Raw genomic sequence first — 24,775 nt, 5'->3', positions numbered from 1 at the left:
CCTGTCCCGACGTCTCGGCTCAGATCGGGCCCACGCCGACGCCGGCCGGGATGGTGCTGGGCAGGGTTGACGGGTTGTCCGGGGTGTAGGCGTAGTAGGTGCGCGGTTCCACGACGGTGCCGAGGGTTTGGGGCGTGCCGGAGTTGACGTAGACGTTGTCGCGCTCGACGACGCGGCCCGGCCCGCTCGCGTCGTAGCCCGAGTAGATCGGGTGCGGCACGTTCTCGAAGTGGTTGGCCTCGACCAGGACGCCCGCGTTCATCGTGGACGCGACGCCGTACAGGGCGTTGTCGCGGAAGTAGTTGTTGTAGACGTGGATCGGCTCGCCGAACCGGACCCGCGGGTGCCGCTGGGCCGTGCCGTCGAAGTAGTTGTGGTGGAACGTGACGCGGAGCTTGCCGGTGTCCTGGCTCGCGTTGGAGTCGGAGTGGCCGAGCAGCGCGGTCTTGCTGTGGTGGTGGAAGTGGTTCCACGACACCGTGATGAAGTCCGCGCCGCGGACGATGTCGATCAGCCCGTCCGCGCCGCCGCTGAAGTCGCAGTGGTCGATCCAGATGTGGTGCGACGACTGCTGGACGCTGATCGCGTCGTCGTCCGCGCCGGTGAAGCGGAGGTTGCGGATGATCACGTTCTGCCGGCGGTACATGTCGAGTCCGCCGCCGCGGATCTCCGCGCCGGGCAGGCCGATGACGGTCTTGTTCGAGCGCAGGGCCTGCTTGCTGCTGAACTGCATGATGCCGTCGACCTGGATGACGTACGGCTCGTTGCGGTCGCAGTAGTCGAGGAACGTCTCGGTGTCGCGGACCGTGACGACCGGTCCGCCGGCGCCGCCCGTGGTGCCGTTCTGGCCGAGGGTGTTGGTGCCGGCGAAGCCGTCGGCGGTGTGGAACGGCGCGGCCCAGACCGGGTTCGTGGTGGTGACGGTGTGTCGTGGGTTGTTGGCGGAGTCGGTGGCGGTGGGTGGGCGGGTGGTGCGGGCGGACGCGGTGGTGGCGGTAGCGGCTGTGACGGCCGTTGCTGCGGCGCCGGTGAGGAGGGCCCGCCTGCTGATGTGGCTCATGACGGGTTGCTCCTCTGGACGCGGCCGGTGCCCGCGCCGGCGGGGACGATGGTGGGGACGTCGGCTGCCCGGTCGGCGGTGTAGGCGTAGTACGTGCGGGGCTCGACCACGGACCCGCGCAGCTCGATCGCGTGGTTGCACTCGACGAGGATGTTGTCGCGCGCGACGATCCGGCCCAGGTCGCCGCTGAAGTCGACCCGGCCCGGGTTGTTCACGCTGTAGAAGTAGTTGCCCTCCATCACCACGCCCGCGTTCATGGCGGAGGCGACGCCGTAGCTGTTGTCGCGGTAGTAGTTGTTGTAGACGTGCACCGATTCACCGAATCGGACGCGTGGGTTGCGCTGGTCGGAGCCGTCGAAGTAGTTGTGGTGGTAGGTGACCCGCAAACGGCCGATGTCCTGCGCGCCGTTGTCGTCGTCGTGGCCGAGCAGCAGGGTCTTGTCGTGGTCGTGAAACCTGTTCCACGAGACGGTGATGAAATCGCTGCCCCTTTTGATGTCGACCGCGCCGTCGTCACCGTTGGAGAAGTCGTTGTGGTCGATCCAGATGTGGTGGCTGAACATCTGCACGTTGATCAGGTCGTCGGTGGCGCCGGAGAGCGCCAGGTTCCGGATGATCACGTTGTGCACGGCGTTCGCCGGGGGAGTGGTGACGTCGTCGTCCACCGGCAGGCCGATGTTCAGCCCGCCGCCGACCAGGCGGGCGTCGGAGCCCAGGCCGATGATCGTCTTGTCGGACGCGACGTCGTGCATGCCGTCCGTGGTGCCGGTCGGCAGGGTGATCGTGCCTTGGACCTGCACTATCAGTGGTTCCGGGCGGGCGATGTAGTTGAGGAACTGCGCCGTCGTGGTGGCCGTGACGACCGCTCCGCCCGCGCCGCCGGTGGTGCCTGCCTGGCCTAACGCGGTGACTGAGGCGAAGCCGTCTGCGGTGGCTGCGGTTGGTGTGACGGGTGGGGTGGTGGTTGTGGAGGGGGTGGCGAGAGGTGTGGCGGTGGCGGTGGCCGGTGTGGCGGCGAGGGCTGCGGTGAAAGCGACCGTGATCGTGATGGCCTTGCGCAGGGCGCGCCAGTTCCCGAGAGGTGTGGGCATGGGTATTTCCTCTCCCGTATGAGGGTGAGTGCAGGGTGAATCGCGGGTTATCTGGAAAGCGCTCTCTTATCGCACCGTAGCGCAAGTTTCGGGCGTGTCAACGGTCGGTGACGGCTCGGGTGCGATGTTCACATATGTGGCCGACGGGCATTTGGCGGGGCGGTTCACATATGTGGGTTGGGGGAGTGCGGGGAGGGGTGGCGCCTCGCCCCTACCGATCATGGGTGACGGTGTGGAGTGCGTGCTGTGGTTCGCGGTGTGCGGCGGCATTGATTGTGGTGTGGAGATTTGGGGACGGTTTTGTTGTCCGGTCCGGCTTGATGTGACATGGGGCCAGTACGGGCACCGGAGGCAGGCCGCAACCGGCAGGAATGGCGGATAAGGCGCCCGCCAAGGCTGCCGGCTCCGACCAACCTATGGCACCCAAATCAAGCCTCGTCGGCCGCCGGCGGTATTGCGGGTCAGAGAGGCGGAACTGCGCGATTCTGTCCAGAGTGGACGGACGTGGTTCGGTGCATTGGTGATGATTCGCGCTCGTCGGGGAGACACGCGACGGTGCTCAGGCGTCCGGTGTGGCGGCTGGGCTTTTGGCGTGGTCTTTCCGGGCGTTGGGTTGGTCTGGAACCACCGGCCGCGGCCCGGCGGGGTTGCCCTGCGAGCGGCGGCGGTACTGGTTCCAGCGGTGCCCTCACCAGGATTCGAACCTGGGACCTCGCCGTTCGTAGCGGCGCGCTCTGTCCTGCTGAGCTATGGGGGCGTGGTGGGAATTCAGGGGTGCTGCGGTGGTCCTATGGTGAGTGAGGGCCGGGTGGGGGTCAAATCATTTCCGGCACGGTTTGGCAATCTGGTGGCAGGTGGGCGGTCGGGTGGTTCAGAATCCCGCGGTGACCACTGTGCGACGTCTGCTCAAGGCCCTCGACCCGCTGCCCTACGGTGCGCGGCAGCGGCTGCTCGCCCACACCGCGCGCGAGTTGGCCGGCTCCGGTGAGCTGGGAGCGTTGTTGCGGGAGCTGGAGGGGCGGGGCGAGTTCGAGCAGCGGATCGCGTTGCACCTGGCGTACGTGGCCGGGGACCGGGAGCACGTTGAGCGGTGCCTGTCGGCTCGGCACACGTCGGTGGTGCGCCAGGCGATCGGCGCGGCGATCCGGTTGGACGTGTCGGCGGCGGTGTTCGCGGAACGGTTGCGGCACCTGCCCGGCGCGTTGCGGCAGAGCTTCTACAGCGGGGTGCGGCGGCGGAAGCGCCAGGCGTTGGCCGACGAGTTGGTGGGGGTCGTCCGCGAGCGGTTCGGGGACGGTGAGGCGGCGGGGCTGCTGGCGATGTGCTCGTCCGCCACGGTCGCGGCGCTGTTGCCCGACCTGGAGCACGCGGTGGGGAGTTGGGCGACGCTGGGACGTCGGCACCCGCTGGTGGTGCTGGACTTCGTGGAGGCGGAGTTGGACGCCACGACCACGGCGTGGTGGCCGGGGTTGTGGCACCGCTTCGACGGCGCGGTGATGGCGGCGGCGCCGTCCGCGCCGGACCGGGTGCTCGACCTGGTGGAACGGGTGTTGCCGCACGTGTCCCTGCCGTGGGGCCTGGGTCGGGTGATCGGTCGGCTGGCCCGGCACGACCCGCGTCGCGTGGCGCGGTTGCTGGTCGACCCGCGTCGGACGGGTCGGGTGCCGGAGCGGCGGTCCCTGTGGCGTGCCCTGGCGCCGGCCGGTCCCGATGAGCTGATCCCGTTCGCGCGCATGCTCGACGGTGACGCGCTCGTCCGGTTCCTGCGGACGATCCCGCCGTCGCGTCGCGAGGCGGTGTTCACGGGCGCGTTCGGCGACCGCCCGGACGTGCCGCCGGCCGCCGTGGACGAACTGCCGGCCGTGGCACGGGCTGTGGTCGCGCGTCGGTTGCTGGGGTTGCGCCAGGTCGCGGACGACCCGTCGCGTCGGCTGGCCGTCACGGCTCGGTTGGCGTGGGCGGAGGCGCGGGACGTCCTGCTCGCCGCGACCCGTCGGGCGACCGCCGACGAACGGGCGGAGGCGTACCCGCTGTACCTGGCGGCGGCCGCGGCGACCCGTGATCCGGACGTCTTCGGTGGTGTGGTGGCGGGGTTGACGAGGCTCTCCAACGAGCAGGACCCCGTGCGGGGACGGGCGGTCGCGGCGTTGGGGGAGGTCCCGGCGTGGCTGTTCCGGCCGGCGGAGGCGGACGCGGTGGGCAAGGTGATGCTCGACGCCGCCCAGGCGCGGGACTGCTCGCCGCAGACGAAGTACGCGGTGCGGAGGTTGGCCCAGTCGTTGATCCGGGAGGGCGCGGTGTCGCGTCGACCGGAGCTGGTGGAGACGGGCCTGGCCGGTCTGGGGCACCTCGGGGTGCACGGGGCGTGGATCGACCTGACCGGGCTGTACCGGGTGTTGCCGCGCGGGGCGGAGCACGGGGTGTTCGCGGCGTTGCGGCCGCGGATCGACGCCGACGCCGCGCGTGGCCGGTTCTCGGTGGTCCTCTGGCTGGCCGCCGGGTTGGACCGGCGGGCGTGGGACATGCCGGAGCTGCAGGGTTTCCTGGACCGGGCGCGGTCGGCCGCGGACGACGGCGTGGTGCGGCGCGCGATCGACCTGTGGCTGGCGCCGAGCGGGACGCGGGACGAGCGCGTGGAGCGGGTGCTCGCCGACGACCCGTCCACGATCACGCTGGCGGCGGTGCGGCAGGTGGTCGCGTGGCGGCGCACGGACCTGCTGGACCGGGTGATCGGTCGGCCGGCGCACGGCCGGTTCCTGAAGCGGGGCGTGCGGTACGTGCCCCCGTTCCACGGGTGCTTCGACCGGTGGTTGCCGCGCCAGGTCGCCGCGTACGTCGCCGAGTTGGCGGCGCTGGCGTCGTCGCGCGGCGCGAACCCGTTCGAGCGCGCGTCGGCGGTCCGCGGCCTCGGGCGGGTGCCGGGGTCGGCGCCGGTGGTGCGCCGGTTCGTCGACGACCGCGAGGTGCAGGTGGCGGAGGCGGCGCTGGCCGCGTTGGCGTGGACGGACGAACCCGGTGACGTCCTGCCCGATCTGCTCGCGCACGTCGACACCGATCGGGCGCGGGTCGCGGTGTACGCGTTGAGCCGGTGTGCCCGGTTCACGTCGCCCGAGCGCCTCGGCGTGCTGCTCGCGCCGGTGGTCGGCGGCGCGAAGGTGACGGCGCGCAAGGAGGCCGTGCGGTTGTTGGCGCAGCACCGGTCGCCCGGCGCGGTGGAGGTGTTGGCGCGGGCGTGGGACGGCGCGCACCGGGACGTCCGGCGTGCGGTGGTGTCGGCGACGCGGTGGTTCCTCGACGACGAGGCCGCGTGGGAGCTGCTGGGGCGGGCCGTCGCGGACGAGCGGGCGGTGGCGGGCGAGGTGCTCGACCAGGGGCCGGACGTGGTGGCCCGCCGGCACCGGGCGCGGTACGCGGAGCTGGTGCGGGTGGTCGCGGGGTCGGCCGACCCGGACACGGCCAGGCTGGGGCTGTCGGCGTTGCCGGCGTGGATCCGGTGGTCGGACGGGGCCGCGGAGCTGCTGGTGTCGCGGGTGTCCGACCTCTCCGCCACGGCGACCTGGCGGTACGCCCTGGCCGCGTTGGTGCGGCTGTCGGCGACGACGTCCGTGGCGCCGTTGCGGGAGGCGATCGCCGCGTTGCTCGCCGTGGACGGTGAGTTCGACGCGGTCGAGGACCGCGACCTGCCCGCGCGGCAGCGGATCGAGGCGGTCGTGCAGGGTCTGGCCTGGGACCGTTCGGCAGCGGGACGTGCGGCGGCACGGGCGGTCGTGCCGGACCTCGCCGCCGCCGGCTACCGGTCGTGGGCGGTGAGCTTGACCGTGGCCGCGGTGCCGTGGGAGGACGAAGGCGCGGAGCTGGACGGGTTGCGCGAGGTGGTGCGGCTGGCGGTGCGGCCGGTGGCGGCGTGGCAGGCCGCGGCGGAGGTGGAAAGGGACCTCGGCGGCGTGTTGCGGCGGTTGTCGCGGGCACGGCTGCTCGACGTCGCCACCACGCTGGCCGCCGAGGGCGCGGCCGTGCCGGCGCTCGCGATCACGAAGGTGGCCGGTCCGGACGCCGGGTGGCCCGAGGAGTGGCGTGCGCTGCTCCGCGCGCTGCGCCGGCACGACGACCCGGACGTGCGGGAGGCCGCCTTGGGCGTGTTCACCGCCGCCGAGTGACGGCCGCCGTCGTCGCCGGACTCGACCGCGGGCCTTGATCGTGCGGTGCGCGATCAAGGCCCGCGGTGTCGAGCCCCGGTGGTGGACAGGATTCAGCGCGACGCCGAGGACCGCGCCGACTACGCGTCCGGCACGCGGGCGGGAGCCGGTAGCGGACAGGGGGCTTGTCGGCGGTCACCGCGACAGCTTTTCAAGTTTGTGGGGACGCCACGGTGGCGGAGTGGATCTCATCCTTCCGATATCTCGACCCGTCCGGCGGGGCTGCCTAGGTTCGTGGCATGGCTTACGGCAAGGCACTGCGCGAGGCGGTCTCCGCGCCCGGGACGACCCCGCTGATCGGCGTCTTCGACATGCTGTCGGCCTCGGTCGCGGCCCGCCACTACGACGGGCTGTTCGTGTCCGGGTTCGGCTTCTCCGCCTCGCACTACGGCCTGCCCGACATCGGGTTCATCGCCTGGCCGGACGTGGTGGGGTTCGTGCAGCGGCTGCGGCTCGCGTTCCCACGGCAGCACCTGCTGGTGGACATCGACGACGGGTACGTGGACCCCGAGGTGGCGGGCCAGGTCGTGCGCGCGCTGGAGCAGGTGGGCGCGTCCGGCGCGGTGCTGGAGGACCAGCGGCGGCCGCGGCGGTGCGGGCACGTCGAGGGCAAGGTGGTGCTGCCGTTGGAGCGGTACCTCGAGAAGCTGGACGTCGTGCTCGGCGCGCGGACCGACCTCGTGGTCGTCGCGCGGACGGACGCCACCGAGGAGGACGAGATGCTGCGGCGGGCCGCGGCGTTCGCCGAGACGGACGCCGACGCGGTCCTGGTCGACGGGGTGCCGTCGGTGGACGTGATCCGCCGGGTCCGGGACGTGGTGCGCGACAAGCCGGTGGTGTTCAACCAGATCTCGGGCGGTCGGTCGCCCCGGCTGTCGTTGACGGAGCTGACCGCGTTGGGCGTCGACGTGGCGATCTACAGCACGCCATGCCTGTTCGCCGCGCAGACCGCGATGGACGACGTCCTGGTGGAGTTGAAGGACCACGACGGCGTGCTGCCGGACGGCCCGGTCGGCGTCGCCGAGTCGCAAGCCCTGCTGGAGCACAACATCAGCCGCAACCACGACCTCCCGGCGCCGCGGGCGACCAGCCCGTCCCCGGTCCGCTGAGCCGAGGGGGCCCGGTCAGCCGGGGTCGCCGCGCCGCTTGCGGTGCACGACCCAGCCGAAGTCGACGATCAGCGCGACCACCAGCACGCCGAGCAGCACGGCCAGCCAGGTCAGGCCGGCCCGCACGCACAGCACCGCGGCCACGGCGTTGAAGACGATCCCGAACCCGGCCAACCACAGCCGGAGGATCAACGCGCTGCGGGGCGGGGCGCGCGGCGGCAGGCCGTCCTCGTCGTCGACCGGGCCGGTCACGTCCGCCACTCCTCCTGCCACCTGTGGTGCGTGTCGTAGGCGGCGGCGAGGAGCTGGAGCACCCAGCGGTCGGACGTGCGCTCGACCTCCGTGCGCAGCCACCGCGCCTTCTCCTCGAACGGCACGACGGCGTCGTCGCGGGTGTGCGCCGTGCCCGGCACCAGGAGCAGCTCGCGGCCGTCGTCGGACCGCAGCACCCGCAGCCGGCCGCGGCCCTCGGCGTCGTCGAGCAACGGCGACTCCTCGCGGGCCACGCGTTCCTCGTCCTCGGTGAGCCGGTCCAGCACGAACCGGCGCAGGTCCTCGTCCGACAGGCGATCGGCGTCCACGTCCATGGCCGTGGGGTATCCACTTCCCGCCGGACCACACCCCGGTGTGGCCGGTGTCGATCAAGCGTGCGAGATCCGCCGCGGCCCCGTGCGGCGACCGGGCACGATGGCGGGATGGACCCGCTGCCCGCCTCGCCGTCCCTGCTCGCCCTGGCCGAACGGCTGCTCGCCATCCGCTCCACCGCCGACCGGCCCGACGACCTGCGCCGCGCGCTGGAGCTCGTGCTCGACGTCGTCGGGCCGGGCTTCACGGTGGAGCGGTTCGAGTCGGGCGGCAAGCCGAGCGCGCTCGTGTACGCGGGGGAGCGCCGTCCCCACTTCCGCTTGATCCTCAACGCGCACTTGGACGTGGTGCCGGGCGCGGACGGGCAGTTCCGGCCCCGGCGGGAGGGCGACCGGCTCATCGGCCGCGGCACGCAGGACATGAAGCTGTCCGCGCTGGTCCTGGCGTCGGTGTTCCGCGACACGGCCGCCCGCCTGCCGTTCCCGGTCGCGCTCCAGCTCGTCACCGACGAGGAGGTCGGCGGCCGTGACGGCACCCTGCACCAGCTGGAGCAGGGAGTCACCGGGTCGTTCGTGGTGATCGGCGAGCACAGCGCGCTGCGCGTCGTCACCGAGTCCAAGGGCCTGTGCACGGTGCGGCTGCACGCGGTCGGCCGCGCCGGGCACAGCGCCTACCAGTGGTTGGGCGACAACGCGCTCGTCAAGGTGATGCGCGCGGTCGAGGCGGTGCTCGACGCGTACCCGGTGGCCACCCGGGAGGAGTGGCGGACCACGGTGAACGTCGCGCGGATCTCGTCCGGGAACGAGGCGCTCAACCAGGTCCCCGCGGACGCGACCGCGTGGCTGGACGTCCGGTTCCCGCCGGAGGACGCCGACTTCACCGGCCGCGACCCGGACGAGATCGCCGCCCACGTCACCGCCTTGTGCCCGCCGGGCGTCACCGCCGCCGTCGACCACGTCGAACCGCCGCACCGGGCCGAGCCGGACAACCCCGACGTGGTCGCGTTGCGGCGCGCCGCCCGCGCCGAGGGCTACTCCGGTGACCTGCTGCGCAAGCACGGCGCGGCGGACTCCCGGTTCTACTTCCAGCGCGGCGTCGACGCGGTGATCTTCGGGGTCGGCGGCGACGGGCAGCACGGGCCGGACGAGTACGCCGACCTGACGACCGTGGAGCCGTACCGGCGGGCGCTGACCGCGTTCCTGGAGGGCCTGGGGGCATTGCCCAACGCGTAACCCACTGGTTACGCTTCCGGGTGTGGACGAGGTGGCGGCGGCGATCGCCGACCCGGTGCGGCGGGAGATCCTGGAGATGCTGCGCGGCGACGCGCGCCTGTCGGCCGGGCAGATCGCCGAGCGGTTCGCGATCAGCCGGCCCGCCGTGAGCAGGCACCTGCGGGTGCTGCGGGAGAGCGGGCTGGTCCGCGACGAGGTCGTGGGCAGGCAGCGGTTCTACGCGCTCGACGCCTCCCGCCTCACGCCGCTCACGCGGTGGCTCGCCGGCTTCACCCGGCCCACCGGACTGGAGCACCACCTCGACGCCCTGGAGACCGAGGTCTACCGCGCCCGGCGGGAACGCCGCGCGGACCAACCCAAGGAGAACACGGCATGACCCCCATCCCCACCGGTCGGCTGTTCCGCACCGACGCGGGCAGCGACCTGGTGATCACCCGCACGTTCCGCGCGCTCGCCGACGACGTGTGGGCCGGCCTGACCGAACCCGAGCGCACCGCGAGGTGGTTCGGGCCCTGGGAGGGCGAGGGCGGACCGGGGCGCACGGTCAAGGTGCGGATGGTGTTCGAGGAGCAGGCGCCGTGGGTCGAGGTGCGCGTCGACGCCTGCGACCCGCCCCGGCGGCTGGCCCTGTCGATGGTGGACGACGCGGGGACGTGGCGCATGGAGCTGCTGCTGTCCGAGGTCGACGGCGTCACCGAGCTGCGCCTGGTGCACCACCTCGACACCGAGGAGGGCATCGGCGAGGTCGGCCCCGGCTGGGAGTACTACCTCGACATGTTCGTCGCCTCCCGCGCCGGCACGCCCCTCCCGGCCTTCGACGACTACTACCCGTCCCTCAAGCCGCACTTCGAGTCGTTGACGACGGAGGGGTGAAGCGTTCGCCCGGTGGTCCCGTCGGCTGATCTTCGACGCCGCGGGACCGCCGGCGCGGGCGGTCCGGACCGGGGGGTCGCGCTGTCGCCCGATCGGCCATTACCACAGGTTTTAGCTGCACTTCTGCTGCAAACGGAGTAGCGTCGGTCACCGCAGCGGGTTGAGCCAGCAGCCACTGCCTTCTTCTACCCCGAGGAGGCTGCGGCCGTGAATACACAGCGTTACGACCAGCTTTACGACCTCCCGTTCCGGGTGGAACGACAAGTGCATGGTTACGCCGTGGTCGTCCGCGTCGCGGGCGAGGTCGACGCGTTGACCGTGCCCCAGATGAAGCACGAGATCGCGGTCGGGCTGGCACTGGCCACTCCACCCGCTCCCGTCGTCGTCGACCTCACCGAGGTCGACTTCTTCGCCGCCGCCGGTCTGAACGAACTGCACCGGTGGCACCTGGCAGCGAAGGCGACGGGTGTGGCGTTGCGAGTGGTCGCCTGTCACCGCCACGTGCTGCGACCGTTCGAGGCGAGCGGGCTCGACCAGGAGATCCAGCCGTGCGCGACGCTGGCCGAAGCGCTCCTGGTGCCGTCGCCGAGGGGCGTCCGCCGGTTCGCCGTGCGCTGACGGCCGAGTATTCGCCCGATCCGGTGACGCCACGAGCATCGTGGCGCCGCCGGCAGGGCCGGGTGATGACATCGCGTGCGGACGTGCCCGCGGGAACGGCCGGTCGGCGGTCGCCACGTTGGCCACCGGCCCGGACGCCGGCGGTCCATCGAGCGAACAGCGCGCCGTGCGGCGGTCCCTATGCTGCGGCGATGATCAACTACGACTACGAGTGGCGCGGGCGGTTCGGCAACGACGAGGTCAACGTGCTGCACGCGGAGGGCTTCGACCACCGCGTGCTGGACGACGACTGGTGGGGCCAGGTGAACCGGCACAGCCTCGGCTGGGTGACCGCACGCCGTGACGGCGACCTGGTCGGGTTCGTCAACGTCGCGTGGGACGGCGCCGCGCACGCGTTCATCCTCGACACGCTCGTCGCGGGAGCGGCGCGTCGGCAGGGCGTCGGCCGGGCGCTCGTCGCCACGGCGGTGGAGGGGGCGCGGGCCGCCGGGTGCGAGTGGCTGCACGTCGACTTCGACGACCACCTCCGGCCGTTCTACTTCGACGGGTGCGGATTCCAGCCCACCCCGGCGGGGCTCATCCCGTTGTGACGTTCCCGCCGGTGGCCTTGTGACGTTCCCGTCGGCGGTCACCGCGTGTAGGTCGCTCCCACCCGGGTAGTCGGCGTTCGACTGCCGACGAGGAGGAGCACGTGGACCCGATCAAGCCAGCGAAGGTCGTGAAAGAGGCGCTGGACAAAGCCGTCGAGAAGGTCGCCGACCTGGTGACGCCGCCCGCGCCCGGCAGGCCGGGCAGCGCGCCGCCGCCGGTGGACCCGCCGAGCGAGCCGCAGGGCCCGCTGCCGCGCAAGCCTGACCAGGCGTCACCGGCGACGCTCAGCGCCACCGGCGCGGGGACCGGCGCCGCGGCGGACGTCCGGGAGCAGCAGGGGGAGTACCTCACGACGGCGCAGGGCGCGCGGCTGTACGACACCGACCACTCGCTCAAGGCCGGCGAACGCGGCCCGACGTTGCTCCAGGACCACCACCTGCGCGAGAAGATCACCCACTTCGACCACGAGCGCATCCCTGAACGGGTGGTGCACGCGCGGGGTTCGGCGGCGCACGGCGTGTTCGTCGGCTACGGCACCGCGTCCCAGGTGTGCAAGGCCGGGTTCCTGGCGGAGGGCGCGACCACTCCCGTGTTCACCCGGTTCTCCACCGTCGTGGGTTCGCGCGGCTCGGCGGACACCGTCCGTGACACGCGGGGGTTCGCCACGAAGTTCTACACCGACGAGGGCACGTTCGACCTGGTGGCCAACAACATCCCGGTGTTCTTCATCCAGGACGGCATCAAGTTCCCGGACATCATCCACGCCGCCAAGCCGCACCCGGACCGGGAGATCCCGCAGGCGCAGAGCGCGCACGACACGTTCTGGGACTTCGTGTCCCTGCACACCGAGGCCACCCACCACGTCATGTGGCACATGTCCGACCGGGGCGTGCCCCGCTCCTACCGGATGATGGAGGGCTTCGGCGTCCACACGTTCCGCCTGGTCAACGCGGACGGCGTGACGTCGCTGGCGAAGTTCCACTGGAAGCCGAAGCTGGGCGTGCACTCCCTGCTGTGGGAGGAGGCGCAGCTGATCAACGGCGTCGACCCGGACTTCCACCGCCGCGACCTCGCCGACGCCATCGAGTCCGGCGCGTTCCCGCAGTTCGAGCTGGGCATCCAGGTCTTCCCGGACACGCCGGAGCAGACGTTCGAGGGCATCGACCTGCTCGACCCGACGAAGATCGTGCCGGAGGAGCTCGCGCCGGTGCAGGCGATCGGCATGCTCACGCTCAACCGGAACACGACGAACTTCTTCGCCGAGACCGAGCAGGTGGCGTTCCACGTCGGGCACCTGCCGCCCGGCATCGACGTCACCGACGACCCGCTGCTCCAGGCCCGCCTGTTCTCCTACCTCGACACCCAGCTGAGCCGGCTGGGCGGACCGAACTTCGGGCAGATCCCGATCAACCGGCCGCACGCGCCCGTCAACGACATGTTCCGCGACGGGTTCCACCAGCACGCCGTGCACAGCGGCGTGGCGCCGTACAAGCCGAACACGCTGGACGGCGGCTGCCCGTTCATGGCGGGCGCGGACGTCGGCGCGTACATCGAGGTGCCGCAGCCGGTGGCCGAGTCGGTCAAGCGGCGCGAGTCGCCGACGTCGTTCCAGGACCACTTCACCCAGCCGCGGCTGTTCTACCGGAGCCTGAGCGCGGTGGAGCGCGAGCACGTGGTGCGGGCGTTCACGTTCGAGCTGGGCAAGTGCTACGAGCAGGCGATCAAGGAACGCCAGCTGCGGGTGCTGGCCAACGTGGACGCCGAGCTGTGCGCGCTGGTCGCCCAAGGCCTCGGCCTGCCCGCGCCGGAAGCGACCGTGCCCGTGCCCGAGGTGACGCCGAGCCCGGCGTTGTCGCAGGTCGGGCAGGTGTGGCCGGTGGAGGGCCGGATGATCGGCATCGTCGTGGACGCGGACGACCCCGACAGCCTCGACGGCCTGCACCAGCTGCGCTCCACGATCGACGCCGCCGGCCTCACGCCGCTGATCATCGCCGCGCGCGGCGGGCAGCTGGAGGACGGGCTCGACGCGCAGCGGACGTTCCTCACCGCCCGGTCGATCGAGTTCGACGCGCTGCTCGTGGCCGCCGCGCCGCCGCCCGCCCCGGACGCGCTGCCGAACCGCGACGCCAAGGCCGCCGCGCCCGCCGTGTCCGTCGACCCGCGCGTGGTGCTGATGGTCCAGGAGTGCTTCCGGCACGCCAAGGCCATCGGCGCGTGGGGCACGGGCCGCAACGCGCTGCTGGAGGCGGGATGCGCGGAGGGCGACCCCGGTGTGGTCGTCGGCGACACCCCGGCGGAGGTGTTCGGGCAGGTCGTCGAACTCCTCGGCGCCCACCGGGTGTGGGAGAGGTTCCCCGCGACCGTCGCCTGACGGGCCGGACGAGCGCATCGCAAGGTGATCGCAAGGTCCGGAGGGCGGCAAACGGTCATCCGGGAAGTGGGGCGGCACCAGAATCCCAGGGGTGCACGACCAGGCGCCGGCCGTGGCACGCGCACGCGGCCGGCGCCCGTCCGACGCCGCCTGCCGGAAAGCCGATAGTGACCGCCATCCCGGATGACCCCGACGCCTCGACCCTCGTCCTGATCTGCGACCACTGCGGGCGCACCCACCCGCGGGCGGAGCCCGGGTGGGCTCCGCTGTGGCGGGCCGCGACCGCGGTCGGGTGGGGAGGCCGGGCCAGACCCGTGGGACCGCACCGGTGCCCCGTGTGCGCCGGCTGACCGACCGGCCGCGGCCGTGCGAGGTGGGAGGGGTCAGCCCGCGACGGTGTCGCGCCCGACCCTCGCGCGCGTCAGCAGGTACCCGGCCGCGGCGGCCAGCGGGAACATCACCACGCCGTACACGGCGGCGGGCACGGCCAGCCGCTCGCTGCCCAGCACGGTCACCGCGACCGTGATCGCCAGCGTGCTGTTGTGGATGCCGACCTCGAACGCCGACGCGATCGCCTGCCGCTTCCCGACCCTCGCCAGGCGCGGCAGCAGGTAGCCGGCCGCGAGGCTGCACGCGCAGAACAGCACCGTCACCAGGCCGATGTCGGCGAGGTAGCCCGCGATGTTGTCGCGCTCGGCGACGATCGTGCCCGCGATCACCGCCACCAGCACCACCGCCGAGAAGATCCGCACCGGCTTGTCCGCGCGGTCGGCGAACGCGGCGGACCAGCGCCGCACCAGCATCCCGAGCACGACCGGCACCAGCACGATCGCGAACACCTGCGCGACCTTGCCGAACTCCAGCCCCACCGCGCCCTCGGCCGGCGGCTCGAAGTGGTTCAGCGCGAAGTTGACCACCAGCGGCAGGGTCGCCACGGCGAGCACCGAGTTCACGGCGGTCAGCGTGATGTTGAGCGCGACGTCGCCCCGGAACAGGTGGCTGAACAGGTTCGCCGTGGTGCCGCCGGGCGACGCGGCCAGCAGCATCATGCCCACCGCCGGCACCGGGTCGAGGCCCAGCGCCACGACCAGCCCGAAGCACACCAGCGGGAGCAGGAAGAGTTGCGTGGCCAGGGCGACCGCCACCGCGCGGGGCTCGCGGGCGACGCGGGCGAAGTCGGCGACCGTCAGCGACAGCCCGAGCCCGAACATGACCACGGCCAGCGCGATCGGGAGGCCGACGCTCGTCAGTGCGGAGCCCATGGCGATCACCTGCGTTTCTGCGTCGAACCCGCGGTCGGGAGGAGCGCATCCTCTCCCAGAACGGGACGAATCGGGAGATCCGGCGGCACTTCGATGGCATTCGGTGATCCGCGCTACGCTGTCAGGCAGTGCCTGACAACCACGGGAGCGCCGATGACCCACCCGCCGGGCTGTTCGTTCTGCGGCAAGGCCGCCGCCGAGGTGCGCAAGATCGTCAGCGGGCCGGGCATCTACATCTGCGACGGCTGCGTGTCGGCCTGCGTCGCGATCCTCGACGCCGACGCCGAGAACCCCGCCGGCGACGGCGGCACGTCCGACGTCACCGTCCCGGAGTGGTCGGCCATGTCCGACGACGAGCTGCTCGGCCACCTGCCGCGCATCGCGGCGACCGCCGCCCAGGTCGAGACGGGGCTGCGGGACCGGGTCGCCGAGCTGCGCGACCGCGGCGTCACCTGGGCCCGCATCGGCGCGGCGCTCGGCATGAGCCGCCAGTCCGCGTGGGAGCGGTTCGCGTGACGGTGTGGCGCGTCCGCGACTTCCGGCTGGTCTGGGCCGGGCAGACGCTGTCGTCGTTCGGCAACGGCGTCTCGCAGCTCGCCTACCCGCTGCTGATGCTCGCCCTCACCGGGTCCGCCACCGCGGCCGGCGCGCTCGCCGCCGTGCGCGCCGTGCCGTACCTGGTGCTCGGCCTGCCCGCCGGCGCGCTGGTGGACCGCTGGGACCGCCGCCGGACGATGGTGTGGTGCGACCTGGGGCGCGCGGCCACCATGGCGAGCGTGCCGGTGGCGCTGCTCTTCGGCGTGCTGACCCCGGCGCACCTGTTCGCCACCGGGCTGGTCGGCGGCGTGCTGCACGTGTTCTTCAGCGCGGCCGAGAACGCCGTGCTGCCCAACGTGGTCGGCAAGGACCACCTGACGACCGCCGTGTCGACCGTGGAGACCGCCCAGGCGGCGACCGGCGTGCTGGCCGGCCCGGTCGGTGGCCTGCTGCTGCAGCTGTCCCGCGGCCTGCCGTTCGTCGTGGACGCGGTGTCGTTCCTGGCCTCCGCGCTGTGCCTCTCGTTGGTGCGCACGCCTTTCCGCGCGTCGGAACCGCGGGCGAGGCGGTCGTTGCGGGCCGAGGTCGGCGAAGGCGTGCGGTGGTTGTGGCGGCACGGGTCGCTGCGGTCGATCGCGCTCACCGCCGCCGGGTTGCAGGTGGCCGTCTCCGGCATCGCGCTGGTCGCGATCGTGACGGCGCGGGACGCGTCACCGGCCGTGATCGGCGCGCTGTTCGCGGCGCTCGGCGTCGGCGGTGTGGTGGGTGCGGCGGTCGCGCCGAAGCTCAAGGCGCGCCTCGGGTTGACGGGGCTGCTGCTGTCCGTGGTGTGGCTGCAGGCAGTGCTGTGGGTCGTGCTGGCGTTCGCCCGCGACCTCGTCGCGATCGGTGTCGTGCTGGCCCTGTTCACGGTGTCCATGCCGTGCTTCGGGGTGGCCGCGCTGAGCCACCAGCTGGAGGTCACGCCGGACCACCTGCTCGGCCGGGTCGGCACCGCGTTCAGCGTGCTGATCTGGGCGGCGACCCCGGTGGGCGCGGGCGCCGCCGGCGTGCTGCTCGACGCGGTGGGGCCGCGCACGACGTCGCTGGTGTTCGCCGGCTGGGTCGCCGTGCTCGCGACCGTGACGACGGCGGGGCGCACGCGGCCGTCTGTTATCGCTAACAGGTAAGAAAGCGCGGCCGTTCGCGCAATGGTGTTGAAACCATTCGACACCAAGCCAGCGTGTCAAGTTAAGGGCAAGTTGCCTATTGAAGTCCGGCGGAAAGTGCTGTTAGCGTTAACAGCCGTGCGGTCGGGTGGTCGGTGATCCCGTCCACCGCGGTCGCGAACCGCCGCTCACGCCGCCCCACCAGCGGTCCGCCCCACGTCCCCCGCGGAGCGGACCGTCGTGTGTTCGTCCATGCAGCGTCGCAGGGAGAGCAACCATGAGTTCGGCTTATCGGAACGTGCGACGCGGTGGCTTCGTCGTCGCGGTCGTCACCACGCTGCTCGGGGCGTTGACCGCGGCCGTGCCGCCCGTCGCCTCGGCCGCCGTGGTCGACGTCAACGCCACGTACGTGCTGGTCAACCGCAACAGCAACAAAGCGCTCGACGTCTACAACCTCGCCACCAACGACGGCGCCCGCATCTCGCAGTACACCCGCAACGACGGCGCCTGGCAGCAGTGGCGCTTCATCGACTCCGGCGGCGGCTACTACCGGCTCCGGTCGGTGCACAGCGGCAAGGTCCTCGACATCGAGGGCGCCTCGACCGCCGACCGCGCGAACCTGATCCAGTGGACCGACCGCAACGCGACGAACCAGCAGTTCCGGCTGGCCGACTCCGCGGGCGGGTTCGTCCGGCTGATCAACCGCAACAGCGGCAAGGCGGTGGACGTGCTCGACTTCTCCACCGCCGACGGCGCGCAGATCATCCAGTGGCCCGACACCGGCGGCACGAACCAGCAGTGGCAGCTCGTGAAGCTGGGCGCGCAGACGCCGGGGACGTTCGCCAACCCGATCAAGCGCAACGGCCCGGACCCCTGGCTGCAGTACCACAACGGCTACTACTACCTGGCCACGACGACGTGGAACTCCACGATCACCATGCGCCGCTCGACCACCCTGGCCGGCCTGTCCTCCGCGCCGGACCAGGTGATCTTCAACCTGGCGGGCCGCGCGAACGGGTGCTGCAACATGTGGGCGCCGGAGTTCCACCTCCTCAACGGCCGCTGGTACCTCTACTACGTGGCCGGGCAGAACGTGCCGGACTTCAACCCCACGCAGCGCCTGCACGTCATCGAGAGCGCCGGCACGGACCCGATGGGCCCGTACACGTTCAAGGCCGACCTGGGCAACACGTGGGAGCTGGACCCGAGCATCCTGCAGCACAACGGCCGCCTGTACCTGATGGGCAGCGCCATCGACGGCACCCAGTCGCTGACCATCACCCCGCTGTCCAACCCGTACACGATCAGCGGCGCACGGCGCACGATCTCCCAGCCCACCCTGGCCTGGGAACGGCAGACGCACCCGGTCAACGAGGGCGCGGAACCGCTGTACCACAACGGTCGCACGATGATCGTGTACTCGGCCAGCGCGTGCTGGGGCCCGGACTACAAGCTCGGCCTGCTCACGCTGACCGGCACGGACCCGCTGAACCGGGCGCACTGGACCAAGTCGCCCAACCCGGTCTTCCAGCGCAACGACGCCAACGGCGTGTTCGCGCCCGGCCACAACGGGTTCTTCAAGTCGCCCGACGGCACCGAGGACTGGATCGTCTACCACGCCAACGACTCGGCGTCCGGCGGCTGCGACATGAACCGCTCCACCCGCGCGCAGAAGTTCACCTGGAACGCCGACGGGACGCCGAACTTCGGCACCCCGGTCCGGCTCGGCACCACGCTCGCCGCACCGTCCGGCGAATGAGAATCCCCCAGGGCGGGTGTCTCCCGCCCGCCCTGGGGCCCCTCGAGAGGCACGAGGCTGATGCTGCAACGACGCACACTGCTGGCCGGCGGACTGGCCACCCTGGCGCTGGCCAAGACCGGGATCGCCGGCGCCGCGCCCGGCGACTCCGCCTACGTCATGGGCTACTTCACCGAATCACCGTCGCGGATCGCCGACCGGTACGCGCTGCACCTGGCGGTCAGCACGGACGCGCTCACGTGGACCCCGCTGAACCAGAACAACCCCGTCGCCACGCCCACGGCGGGGACCCGCGGCCTGCGCGACCCGTTCATCATGCGCAAGCAGAGCGGCGGGTTCATCGTCCTGGCGACCGACCTGACCGGCACGGACTTCAGTCAGCAGAACCAGTACATCCACGCCTGGGACTCACCGGACCTCCGGTCGTTCACCGGCTACCGGCGGCTGAAGATGCACTCGATGCCGACCCACACGTGGGCGCCGGAGGCGTTCTGGGACGCCGCGCGCGGCCAGTACGGCATCGTCTACTCGGCCAACAGCGGCGGCCGTGACGGCATCTGGGTGAACTACACCACCGACTTCGTGAACATCGGCCCGCCGCAGCTGTTCTTCGACCCCGGCTTCAACGTCCTGGACGCCACCGTGCACGTCGGCAACGGCGTGAACTTCCTGTACTACAAGAGCTTCGCCGACGGCCGCCTCTACGGCGCCCGCTCCGCCACGCTCGACCCGCGCAGCTTCACCACCTACACCAGCGGCGTCGTCAACGGCGGCATCGAGGCGCCGATCGTCGTCAAGGCCCACAACCGCAACGAGTGGTGGCTGTGGGGCGACTCGTTCGCCCCGGTCAACGGCGAGCTGTACGCGTGGCGCAGCGGCGACATCAACACCAACTCGTGGACGCCGCTCACCAAGGCGCAGTACACCCAGCCGCTCAACGCCAAGCACCCCACCATCTGCGGCATCACCGCCACCGAGCACGCCAACCTGCTGGCCCACTGGGGCGCCCCGGCGTGGAACCGGATCAAGTCCTACAACTACCCCGACCACCTCGTCCGGCACGCGGACAACGCCGGGCGCATCGACCCCTACCCGTTCGACCCGTACCAGGACTCGCAGTGGCGCCTGGTGCCCGGCCTCGCCTCGGCGTCGGGCGTGTCGTTCCGCTCGGTCAACTACCCCGACCGGTACCTGCGGCACAGCGGCTTCGTGGTGGGCCTGGCGGTGAACGACGGCAGCGCCGCCTTCGCCGCCGACGCCACCTTCCACCGCGTCGCCGGCCTCGCCGACGGCGCCTGGACGTCCTTCCGGTCGCACAACTACCCCGACCGGTACCTCCGGCACGCGAACTACCTCCTGCGCATCGACCCGATCAGCACCACGAGCGATCGGGCCGACGCCACGTTCCAGGTCGGCTACTGACCTTCGCGGTCGGCGTCGACCGGGACCGCGGGCGCGACACCACGGCGGCGTGTCGCGTCCGCGGCGTTCCCCGACAGCTGCCCCAGCGCGCGGCGGACGTTCTGCTCCACGATCTCGACCATCCCGGCGCGGTCGGGGAAGTCGCCGTCCAGCAGCCGCAGCGGACCGGCCACCAGCGACAGGTGGCAGGCCAGGCGGTAGAGGCCCAACCGGGCCGGGTCGAGGGCGGGATCGGCGAAGTGGTGGTAGTGCGGGCCGAAGCGGAGCTCCAGGAACGCGTGCTCCCACTCGACGTCGAACGCCATCACGCCCTCGATGTCGATGAGCACCGGCTCGTCCAGGTCGGCGTCGACCAGGACGTGGTCGGGCCCCAGCTCGCCGTGCACCAGGCCGAACCGCGAACGCGGCACGACAGCGGCGTGCCGTGACCGCAGCAGGTCGGCCAGCCGCTCGGCCGCGTCGGCGATCCGGTCGACGCGGGCGGCGGCCTCGGCGAGGTGGGCCAGCGCCCGGCGCAGCACGACGTGCTCCACGCCGTCGTGCCGCGCCGGGTCGGTGGTGGCGGCGGCGTGCATGGCGCGGACCGCCGTCCCGAGCCGCGCGAGCACCGCTTCCGCGCGCCGGGGGTCACGGGCGATCAGCCGTTCCAGCGTGCCGCCGCGGACGTCCTCGACCACCGCCACGTCACCCAGCCGTCCCCCCGGCTCGCGCAGGAGCAGCCGCGGCACGCGCACGCCCACGGCCGTCAGCCGGGCGTGGGCGTCCTCGAACAGCCCGAGCCCGGAGGCGTGCCGGAACGGGTCCTCCGGGTCGCCGGGCGCGTCCGGCCAGAAGTCCTCGTCGGGGTGCCAGACGTAGGCGATCGCACTCGCGCCGTCGGCCGACCGCAACCGGTAGACGCCCTTCTTCGTGCCGCCGCGCAGCCGCTCGGCGGACACCAGCCCGCGTGTCCCGAACGCCGCTCTCGCCACATCACGCAGGTCGTCGACGCCGAGGTGTCTCCGCGACGCGGGACGCTCGTTCTCCGGGGGCATGCCGCCATGATCGCGCACGGAGGGCCGGCCGTAATCCGGTTGACCCGGACGCGGAGCGGCGCTGGACTGCGGCACGACACCCACGAGCCGTGGGGCGCCGGTGGTGCGGGAGAGGCAGCGATGGAGATCCGTTCGACGACCGACCAGGACCTCGACGTCTTCGTCGACACGGTCCACGCCGCGTTCGGGCGCCTGCCGGAAACACCGACCGAGGCCGGCGGCCTCTGGTGGTCGGCGATCGAGATGGAGCGCAACCTGCTCGCCGTGACGGCGGACGGCCGGCCCGTCGGCACCGCGGGCGCGTACTCGTTCGAACTCACCCTGCCCGGTGACGTCGTCGTCCCGGCCGCCGGGGTGACCGCCGTCGGCGTCCTGCCCACGCACCGACGTCAGGGCGTGCTCAGCGCGATGATGCGGCGCCAGCTCACCGACCTGCGGGCGGCGGGGGAGTTCCTGTCCGTGCTGCTGGCCACCGAGGCCCTGATCTACCGCAGGTTCGGCTACGGACCCGCGACCTACACACGACGGCTGACGGTGCAACGCCACCAGGCCGCCTTCGCCGTCCCGCGGGCGGGCGGGGACACCACCGGCTCGGTCGAGCTGCTGCGGCGCGCCGACTGCGGCGAGATCCTGGAAGAGGTCTACGACCGGTACCGCCGCGCGCAGCCCGGCGCGCTGTCCCGCCCGCACCGCTGGTGGGCTTCGGGCGCGGGACAACCGCCGGTCGCGTCGACACCGCGGCACGTCGCCGTCCACCGTGCCGCCGACGGCGTCCCCAACGGCTACGCGAGCTACTCGATCGGCGACGGCGGCACCTTGACGGTGGACGAGACCGTCGCCACCGACGACGCCGCCTTCACCGCCCTGGCCCGGTTCCTGCTCGGCCACGACCTCGTCGGCCGGGTCGTGTTCAAGCACGTCCCGCCCGATCACCCGCTGCGCTGGCAGCTCGCCGACTTCCGCGCCGGCGAGGTCGGCGACGACACCGACTGGCTGTGGGTGCGGCTGCTGGACGTCCCCCGTGCGCTGACCGCGCGCGGCTGGTCCGCGGACGGCGAGCTCGTCCTCGACGTCGAGGACCCGTTCCTCGGCGAGTCCGACCGCTACCTGCTGACCGTCCGGGACGGCACGGCCGGGTGCGTCGCGACGGACCGGGAGCCCGACCTGTCGTTCGACGTCAGCGACCTGGGCTCGGTTTACCTCGGCGGCACCACCCCGAGCGCGCTCGTGCGCGCCGGACACGTCCGAGTCCACCGCCCGGGCGCGGCCGCCCTCGCCGACGCCCTCTTCCGCACCGAGCGCTCCCCGCACTGCCTGCACTGGTTCTGACCGGCCGCGGGGACGCGCCCGTCAACCCCCGTCCGTAGGTTGTCCGGCCGTCCGCCGCGGAGTTCAATCGCGCTCCTACGCCGCACGCAGCAAGGAGTGCCCATGCGCAGAGCTTCCGTGGCCGCCGCCGTCGTGGCGATCGCCGCCGTGACCGCCACGCCCGCTTCCGCGATCAACACGTACAACGCCACGCCCGCGCCGGAGCGCACCGAGGTCGGCGCGCTCGTCGCCACCTGGGACAACGACGACAACCCGGCGACCCCCGACCGGGTCGACTGGGTGTGCAGCGGCGCGATGGTCGACCGCGACACCTTCCTCACCGCCGCGCACTGCACCACGGACTGGCCGTCGAACGTCCAGTTCTACGTGTCGCTGGAGCAGGACGTGCAGTCCGCGCTCGACCGCGCCCCCGGCACCCCCGCGCAGAAGGCGGCGGCCGTCGGCGTGCGGGGCGTGGCGCACAACGACCCCGACTACCCCGGAACGTCCTCGGACCCGCACGACATCTCCGTGGTCGAGGTGCCCGCCAGGCAGGTGGCCGCGCGGTGGTCCTTCACCCCGGCGACCCTGCCCTCGGCGGGCCTGCTCGACGCGATGGGCCCGCGCGCGCTCGACACCGCCGAGTACACCGCAGTCGGCTACGGCACCCAGGAGGCCCAAAACGGTCCCGGCGGCCACACGCACCCCGGCGGCGGCGTGCGCATGAAGGCGACGCTCGGCTTCAACGCGCTCAACAACAACTGGTTGCGCCTGTCGATGATCGAGTCCCAGGGCTACGGCGGCGCCTGCTACGGCGACTCCGGCGGCCCGAACTTCGCCACGATCGGCGGCAAGCGCGTCCTGGTCGCCACCACGATCACCGGCGACGCTCCCTGCTACGCCACGAACGTCACCTACCGGCTGGACGCCCCGGCGGCCCGGTCGTTCCTCGCGCCCTTCGTCGCGCTGCCCTGACACCGGACCGACGGCGTCCCACCCTGACGTGCGGCGGGACGCCGTCGGTCGGAACCCGCTAGCCGACGAGGTAGAGGATCGAGGCGATCCCGAAGCCCATCAGGCTGATCGTGGTCTCCATGACCGTCCACGTCTTGAGGGTGGTCCTGATGTCCATCCCCATCAGGCGGCCGACCAACCAGAAGCCGGAGTCGTTGACGTGGCTGACGGTCACCGAGCCGGCGGCCAGGGTCAGGACGATCGCGGCCAGTTCGACCGCGCTGAACCCGCCGGCCTGCACGACGGGCTGCATCAGGCCGGCCGCGGTGGTGAGCGCGACCGTGGCGGACCCCTGGGCGATGCGCAGCGCGGCGGCGATGACGTAGGCGGCCAGGAGCACCGGCAGGCCGAGGTCGGCCAGGCCGTCGGACAGGGCGCCGCCGATGCCTCCCGCGCGCAGCACGGCGCCGAACATGCCGCCCGCGCCGGTGATGAGGATGACCGAGCACACGGGTCCGAGCGCCGAGTCGACCAGCTTCTCGACGGTGTCCTTGCCCTGCCCGCGGCGGACGCCGAGGAAGTACGACGTCACGAGCACGGTGGTCAGCAGGGCGACCGGGGTCGAGCCGAGCGCCCGGGCGACCGCGTACCACGAGGCGTCCCCGTCGACCAGGCCGGCGGCGCGCGCGGCGTCGAGGCCGGTGTTGGCGAAGATCATGACCAGGGGGAGCAGCAGGAGGGCGACGACGACGCCCGGACGCGGCGGGTCCTCGCCGTCCTCGGCCTGCGGGCCGCCGCTGAGGATGTCCGGCACGGGCAGCACCAGCCGCTTGCCCACCCACAGGCCGTACAGGTAGCTGGTCACGTACCAGGTCGGGATCGCCACCAGCAGGCCGAGCGCGATGACCAGGCCGACGTCGGCGCCCAACAGCTCGGTGGCCGCGACCGCGCCGGGGTGCGGCGGGACGAAGACGTGCATCACCGAGAACGCGCCCGCAGTGGGCAGGCCGTAGCGGAGCACGCCCCCGCCGAGCCGCCGGGCCACGGCGAACACGATCGGCAACATGACGACCAGGCCCGCGTCGAAGAAGATCGGGAAGCCGAAGATCAGCGAGCTGACGCCGAGCGCGAGCGGGGCGCGGCGCTCGCCGAACGCGGTGATCAGCGCGTCGGTCAGCGACCGGGCCCCGCCGGTCACCTCCACGAGCCGGCCGAGGATCGCGCCGAGGCCGACGAGCAGCGCGACGCTGCCGAGCGTGGTGCCGAACCCGCCGGTCAGGATGGTGATCACCGACTTCGCCGGGATGCCCGCGGCGAACGCGGTGAGCAGGCTGACCACCACCAGCGCCAGGAACGCGTGCACGCGCAGGTAGATGATCATGATCAGCAGGAGGGCGACCGCGCCGGCCGCGATGCCCAGCAGCGCGCCGGCGCCGAGGGTCTGGACCCAGTCTTCGGTGGTGTTCATCGACAGCTCCGTTGCACGTCGGGCTCCTCGGAGATCGGTGGGTGGCCGGGTTCGCGTCGGGGGCCGGGTGGCACGGCGGCGGTAAACCGTCCACAGTGGACCGTCGGGTGACAGGACGGTGATCTTCGGCGGCGAAAGGTAGCACCTTTGCCCGCGC

Annotated in this window: 21 protein-coding genes and 1 tRNA gene; 14 read left to right on the top strand and 8 right to left on the bottom strand. The window is 72.3% G+C overall.

What is annotated here, in order from left to right; genetic code table 11:
- Window positions 1–19: 19 nt before the first annotated feature.
- The 3 genes from ACRAKH_RS18330 to ACRAKH_RS18320 form a co-directional block, all read right to left on the bottom strand.
- Window positions 20–1,060 (bottom strand): pectate lyase family protein, encoded by a 1,041-nt coding sequence (locus ACRAKH_RS18330; protein WP_380719604.1) that lies wholly within the window; start codon window positions 1,058–1,060, stop codon window positions 20–22.
- A complete protein-coding gene (locus ACRAKH_RS18325; protein WP_380719606.1) occupies window positions 1,057–2,151 on the bottom strand; it encodes a pectate lyase family protein in 1,095 nt (364 codons plus the stop codon). Before ACRAKH_RS18325 ends, ACRAKH_RS18330 begins: the two co-directional genes overlap by 4 nt.
- Before the next feature lie 683 nt (window positions 2,152–2,834).
- Window positions 2,835–2,908: transfer RNA gene (locus ACRAKH_RS18320), tRNA-Arg, on the bottom strand.
- 127 nt (window positions 2,909–3,035) lie between these two features.
- Here ACRAKH_RS18320 and ACRAKH_RS18315 point away from each other — a divergent pair.
- Both ACRAKH_RS18315 and ACRAKH_RS18310 read left to right on the top strand, forming a co-directional pair.
- Window positions 3,036–6,308, top strand: coding sequence for a hypothetical protein (locus tag ACRAKH_RS18315; protein ID WP_380719608.1), 3,273 nt, complete (start codon window positions 3,036–3,038; stop codon window positions 6,306–6,308).
- A 278-nt stretch (window positions 6,309–6,586) separates the two neighbouring features.
- Window positions 6,587–7,456, top strand: coding sequence for an isocitrate lyase/PEP mutase family protein (locus ACRAKH_RS18310; RefSeq protein ID WP_380719610.1), 870 nt, complete (start codon window positions 6,587–6,589; stop codon window positions 7,454–7,456).
- A gap of 15 nt (window positions 7,457–7,471) precedes the next feature.
- On the opposite strand, the gene ACRAKH_RS18305 is transcribed toward ACRAKH_RS18310, so the two are convergent.
- Window positions 7,472–7,708, bottom strand: a complete 237-nt coding sequence (locus ACRAKH_RS18305; RefSeq protein WP_380719611.1) for a DUF6343 family protein — start codon at window positions 7,706–7,708, stop codon at window positions 7,472–7,474.
- Complete coding sequence (locus ACRAKH_RS18300) at window positions 7,705–8,043, bottom strand: hypothetical protein (RefSeq protein ID WP_380719613.1); 339 nt, start codon at window positions 8,041–8,043, stop codon at window positions 7,705–7,707. The genes ACRAKH_RS18305 and ACRAKH_RS18300 overlap by 4 nt, the downstream gene beginning before the upstream one ends.
- A 108-nt stretch (window positions 8,044–8,151) precedes the next feature.
- Between ACRAKH_RS18300 and ACRAKH_RS18295 the strand changes: the two genes are divergently transcribed.
- The 6 genes from ACRAKH_RS18295 to ACRAKH_RS18270 all read left to right on the top strand — a co-directional run bounded on the left by ACRAKH_RS18295 (window position 8,152) and on the right by ACRAKH_RS18270 (window position 13,726).
- Window positions 8,152–9,273 (top strand): M20 family metallopeptidase, encoded by a 1,122-nt coding sequence (locus ACRAKH_RS18295; RefSeq protein WP_380719615.1) that lies wholly within the window; start codon window positions 8,152–8,154, stop codon window positions 9,271–9,273.
- Between the two features lie 22 nt (window positions 9,274–9,295).
- Window positions 9,296–9,649 (top strand): metalloregulator ArsR/SmtB family transcription factor, encoded by a 354-nt coding sequence (locus ACRAKH_RS18290; protein WP_380719616.1) that lies wholly within the window; start codon window positions 9,296–9,298, stop codon window positions 9,647–9,649.
- The gene (locus ACRAKH_RS18285; RefSeq protein WP_380719619.1) at window positions 9,646–10,146 is read left to right on the top strand and encodes an SRPBCC family protein; all 501 of its coding nucleotides are present in this window, start codon (window positions 9,646–9,648) and stop codon (window positions 10,144–10,146) included. The genes ACRAKH_RS18290 and ACRAKH_RS18285 overlap by 4 nt, the downstream gene beginning before the upstream one ends.
- 207 nt (window positions 10,147–10,353) lie before the next feature.
- Complete coding sequence (locus ACRAKH_RS18280) at window positions 10,354–10,764, top strand: STAS domain-containing protein (RefSeq protein WP_380719621.1); 411 nt, start codon at window positions 10,354–10,356, stop codon at window positions 10,762–10,764.
- 191 nt (window positions 10,765–10,955) lie between these two features.
- Window positions 10,956–11,354: a GNAT family N-acetyltransferase gene (locus ACRAKH_RS18275; protein WP_380719623.1), complete on the top strand. Its 399-nt coding sequence runs from the start codon at window positions 10,956–10,958 to the stop codon at window positions 11,352–11,354.
- Window positions 11,355–11,455: 101 nt separating this feature from the next.
- Window positions 11,456–13,726, top strand: a complete 2,271-nt coding sequence (locus ACRAKH_RS18270; RefSeq protein ID WP_380719625.1) for a catalase — start codon at window positions 11,456–11,458, stop codon at window positions 13,724–13,726.
- A 383-nt stretch (window positions 13,727–14,109) separates the two neighbouring features.
- On the opposite strand, the gene ACRAKH_RS18265 is transcribed toward ACRAKH_RS18270, so the two are convergent.
- Window positions 14,110–14,988: a bile acid:sodium symporter family protein gene (locus ACRAKH_RS18265; protein ID WP_380719628.1), complete on the bottom strand. Its 879-nt coding sequence runs from the start codon at window positions 14,986–14,988 to the stop codon at window positions 14,110–14,112.
- 153 nt (window positions 14,989–15,141) lie between these two features.
- Between ACRAKH_RS18265 and ACRAKH_RS18260 the strand changes: the two genes are divergently transcribed.
- From ACRAKH_RS18260 to ACRAKH_RS18245, 4 genes are all read left to right on the top strand, one after another.
- Window positions 15,142–15,504 carry a ClpX C4-type zinc finger protein gene (locus ACRAKH_RS18260; RefSeq protein WP_380719630.1) on the top strand — a complete coding sequence of 121 codons (363 nt, stop codon included), beginning with the start codon at window positions 15,142–15,144 and terminating at the stop codon, window positions 15,502–15,504.
- Window positions 15,501–16,694: an MFS transporter gene (locus ACRAKH_RS18255; RefSeq protein ID WP_380719632.1), complete on the top strand. Its 1,194-nt coding sequence runs from the start codon at window positions 15,501–15,503 to the stop codon at window positions 16,692–16,694. Before ACRAKH_RS18260 ends, ACRAKH_RS18255 begins: the two co-directional genes overlap by 4 nt.
- Before the next feature lie 256 nt (window positions 16,695–16,950).
- The gene (locus ACRAKH_RS18250) at window positions 16,951–18,432 is read left to right on the top strand and encodes a family 43 glycosylhydrolase (protein ID WP_380719634.1); all 1,482 of its coding nucleotides are present in this window, start codon (window positions 16,951–16,953) and stop codon (window positions 18,430–18,432) included.
- Between the two features lie 60 nt (window positions 18,433–18,492).
- Complete coding sequence (locus ACRAKH_RS18245; RefSeq protein WP_380719636.1) at window positions 18,493–19,854, top strand: AbfB domain-containing protein; 1,362 nt, start codon at window positions 18,493–18,495, stop codon at window positions 19,852–19,854.
- Here the strand turns inward: ACRAKH_RS18245 and ACRAKH_RS18240 are convergent.
- Window positions 19,848–20,888 carry a phosphotransferase family protein gene (locus ACRAKH_RS18240; protein ID WP_380719638.1) on the bottom strand — a complete coding sequence of 347 codons (1,041 nt, stop codon included), beginning with the start codon at window positions 20,886–20,888 and terminating at the stop codon, window positions 19,848–19,850. The genes ACRAKH_RS18245 and ACRAKH_RS18240 overlap by 7 nt on opposite strands.
- 120 nt (window positions 20,889–21,008) lie before the next feature.
- On the opposite strand from ACRAKH_RS18240, the gene ACRAKH_RS18235 reads away from it, so the two are divergent.
- Both ACRAKH_RS18235 and ACRAKH_RS18230 read left to right on the top strand, forming a co-directional pair.
- On the top strand, window positions 21,009–22,217 hold the full coding sequence (locus tag ACRAKH_RS18235) for a GNAT family N-acetyltransferase (protein WP_380719640.1): 1,209 nt from the start codon (window positions 21,009–21,011) through the stop codon (window positions 22,215–22,217).
- Window positions 22,218–22,319: 102 nt separating this feature from the next.
- Complete coding sequence (locus ACRAKH_RS18230; RefSeq protein ID WP_380719642.1) at window positions 22,320–23,171, top strand: trypsin-like serine protease; 852 nt, start codon at window positions 22,320–22,322, stop codon at window positions 23,169–23,171.
- 58 nt (window positions 23,172–23,229) lie between these two features.
- On the opposite strand, the gene ACRAKH_RS18225 is transcribed toward ACRAKH_RS18230, so the two are convergent.
- Window positions 23,230–24,618 carry a GntP family permease gene (locus tag ACRAKH_RS18225; protein ID WP_380719644.1) on the bottom strand — a complete coding sequence of 463 codons (1,389 nt, stop codon included), beginning with the start codon at window positions 24,616–24,618 and terminating at the stop codon, window positions 23,230–23,232.
- Window positions 24,619–24,775 lie beyond the last annotated feature (157 nt).

The sequence above is a fragment of the Saccharothrix hoggarensis genome (assembly GCF_052936025.1).
Note: the sequence above shows the minus strand (reverse complement) of the source record. Positions and strands in the feature narration are given on the sequence as shown.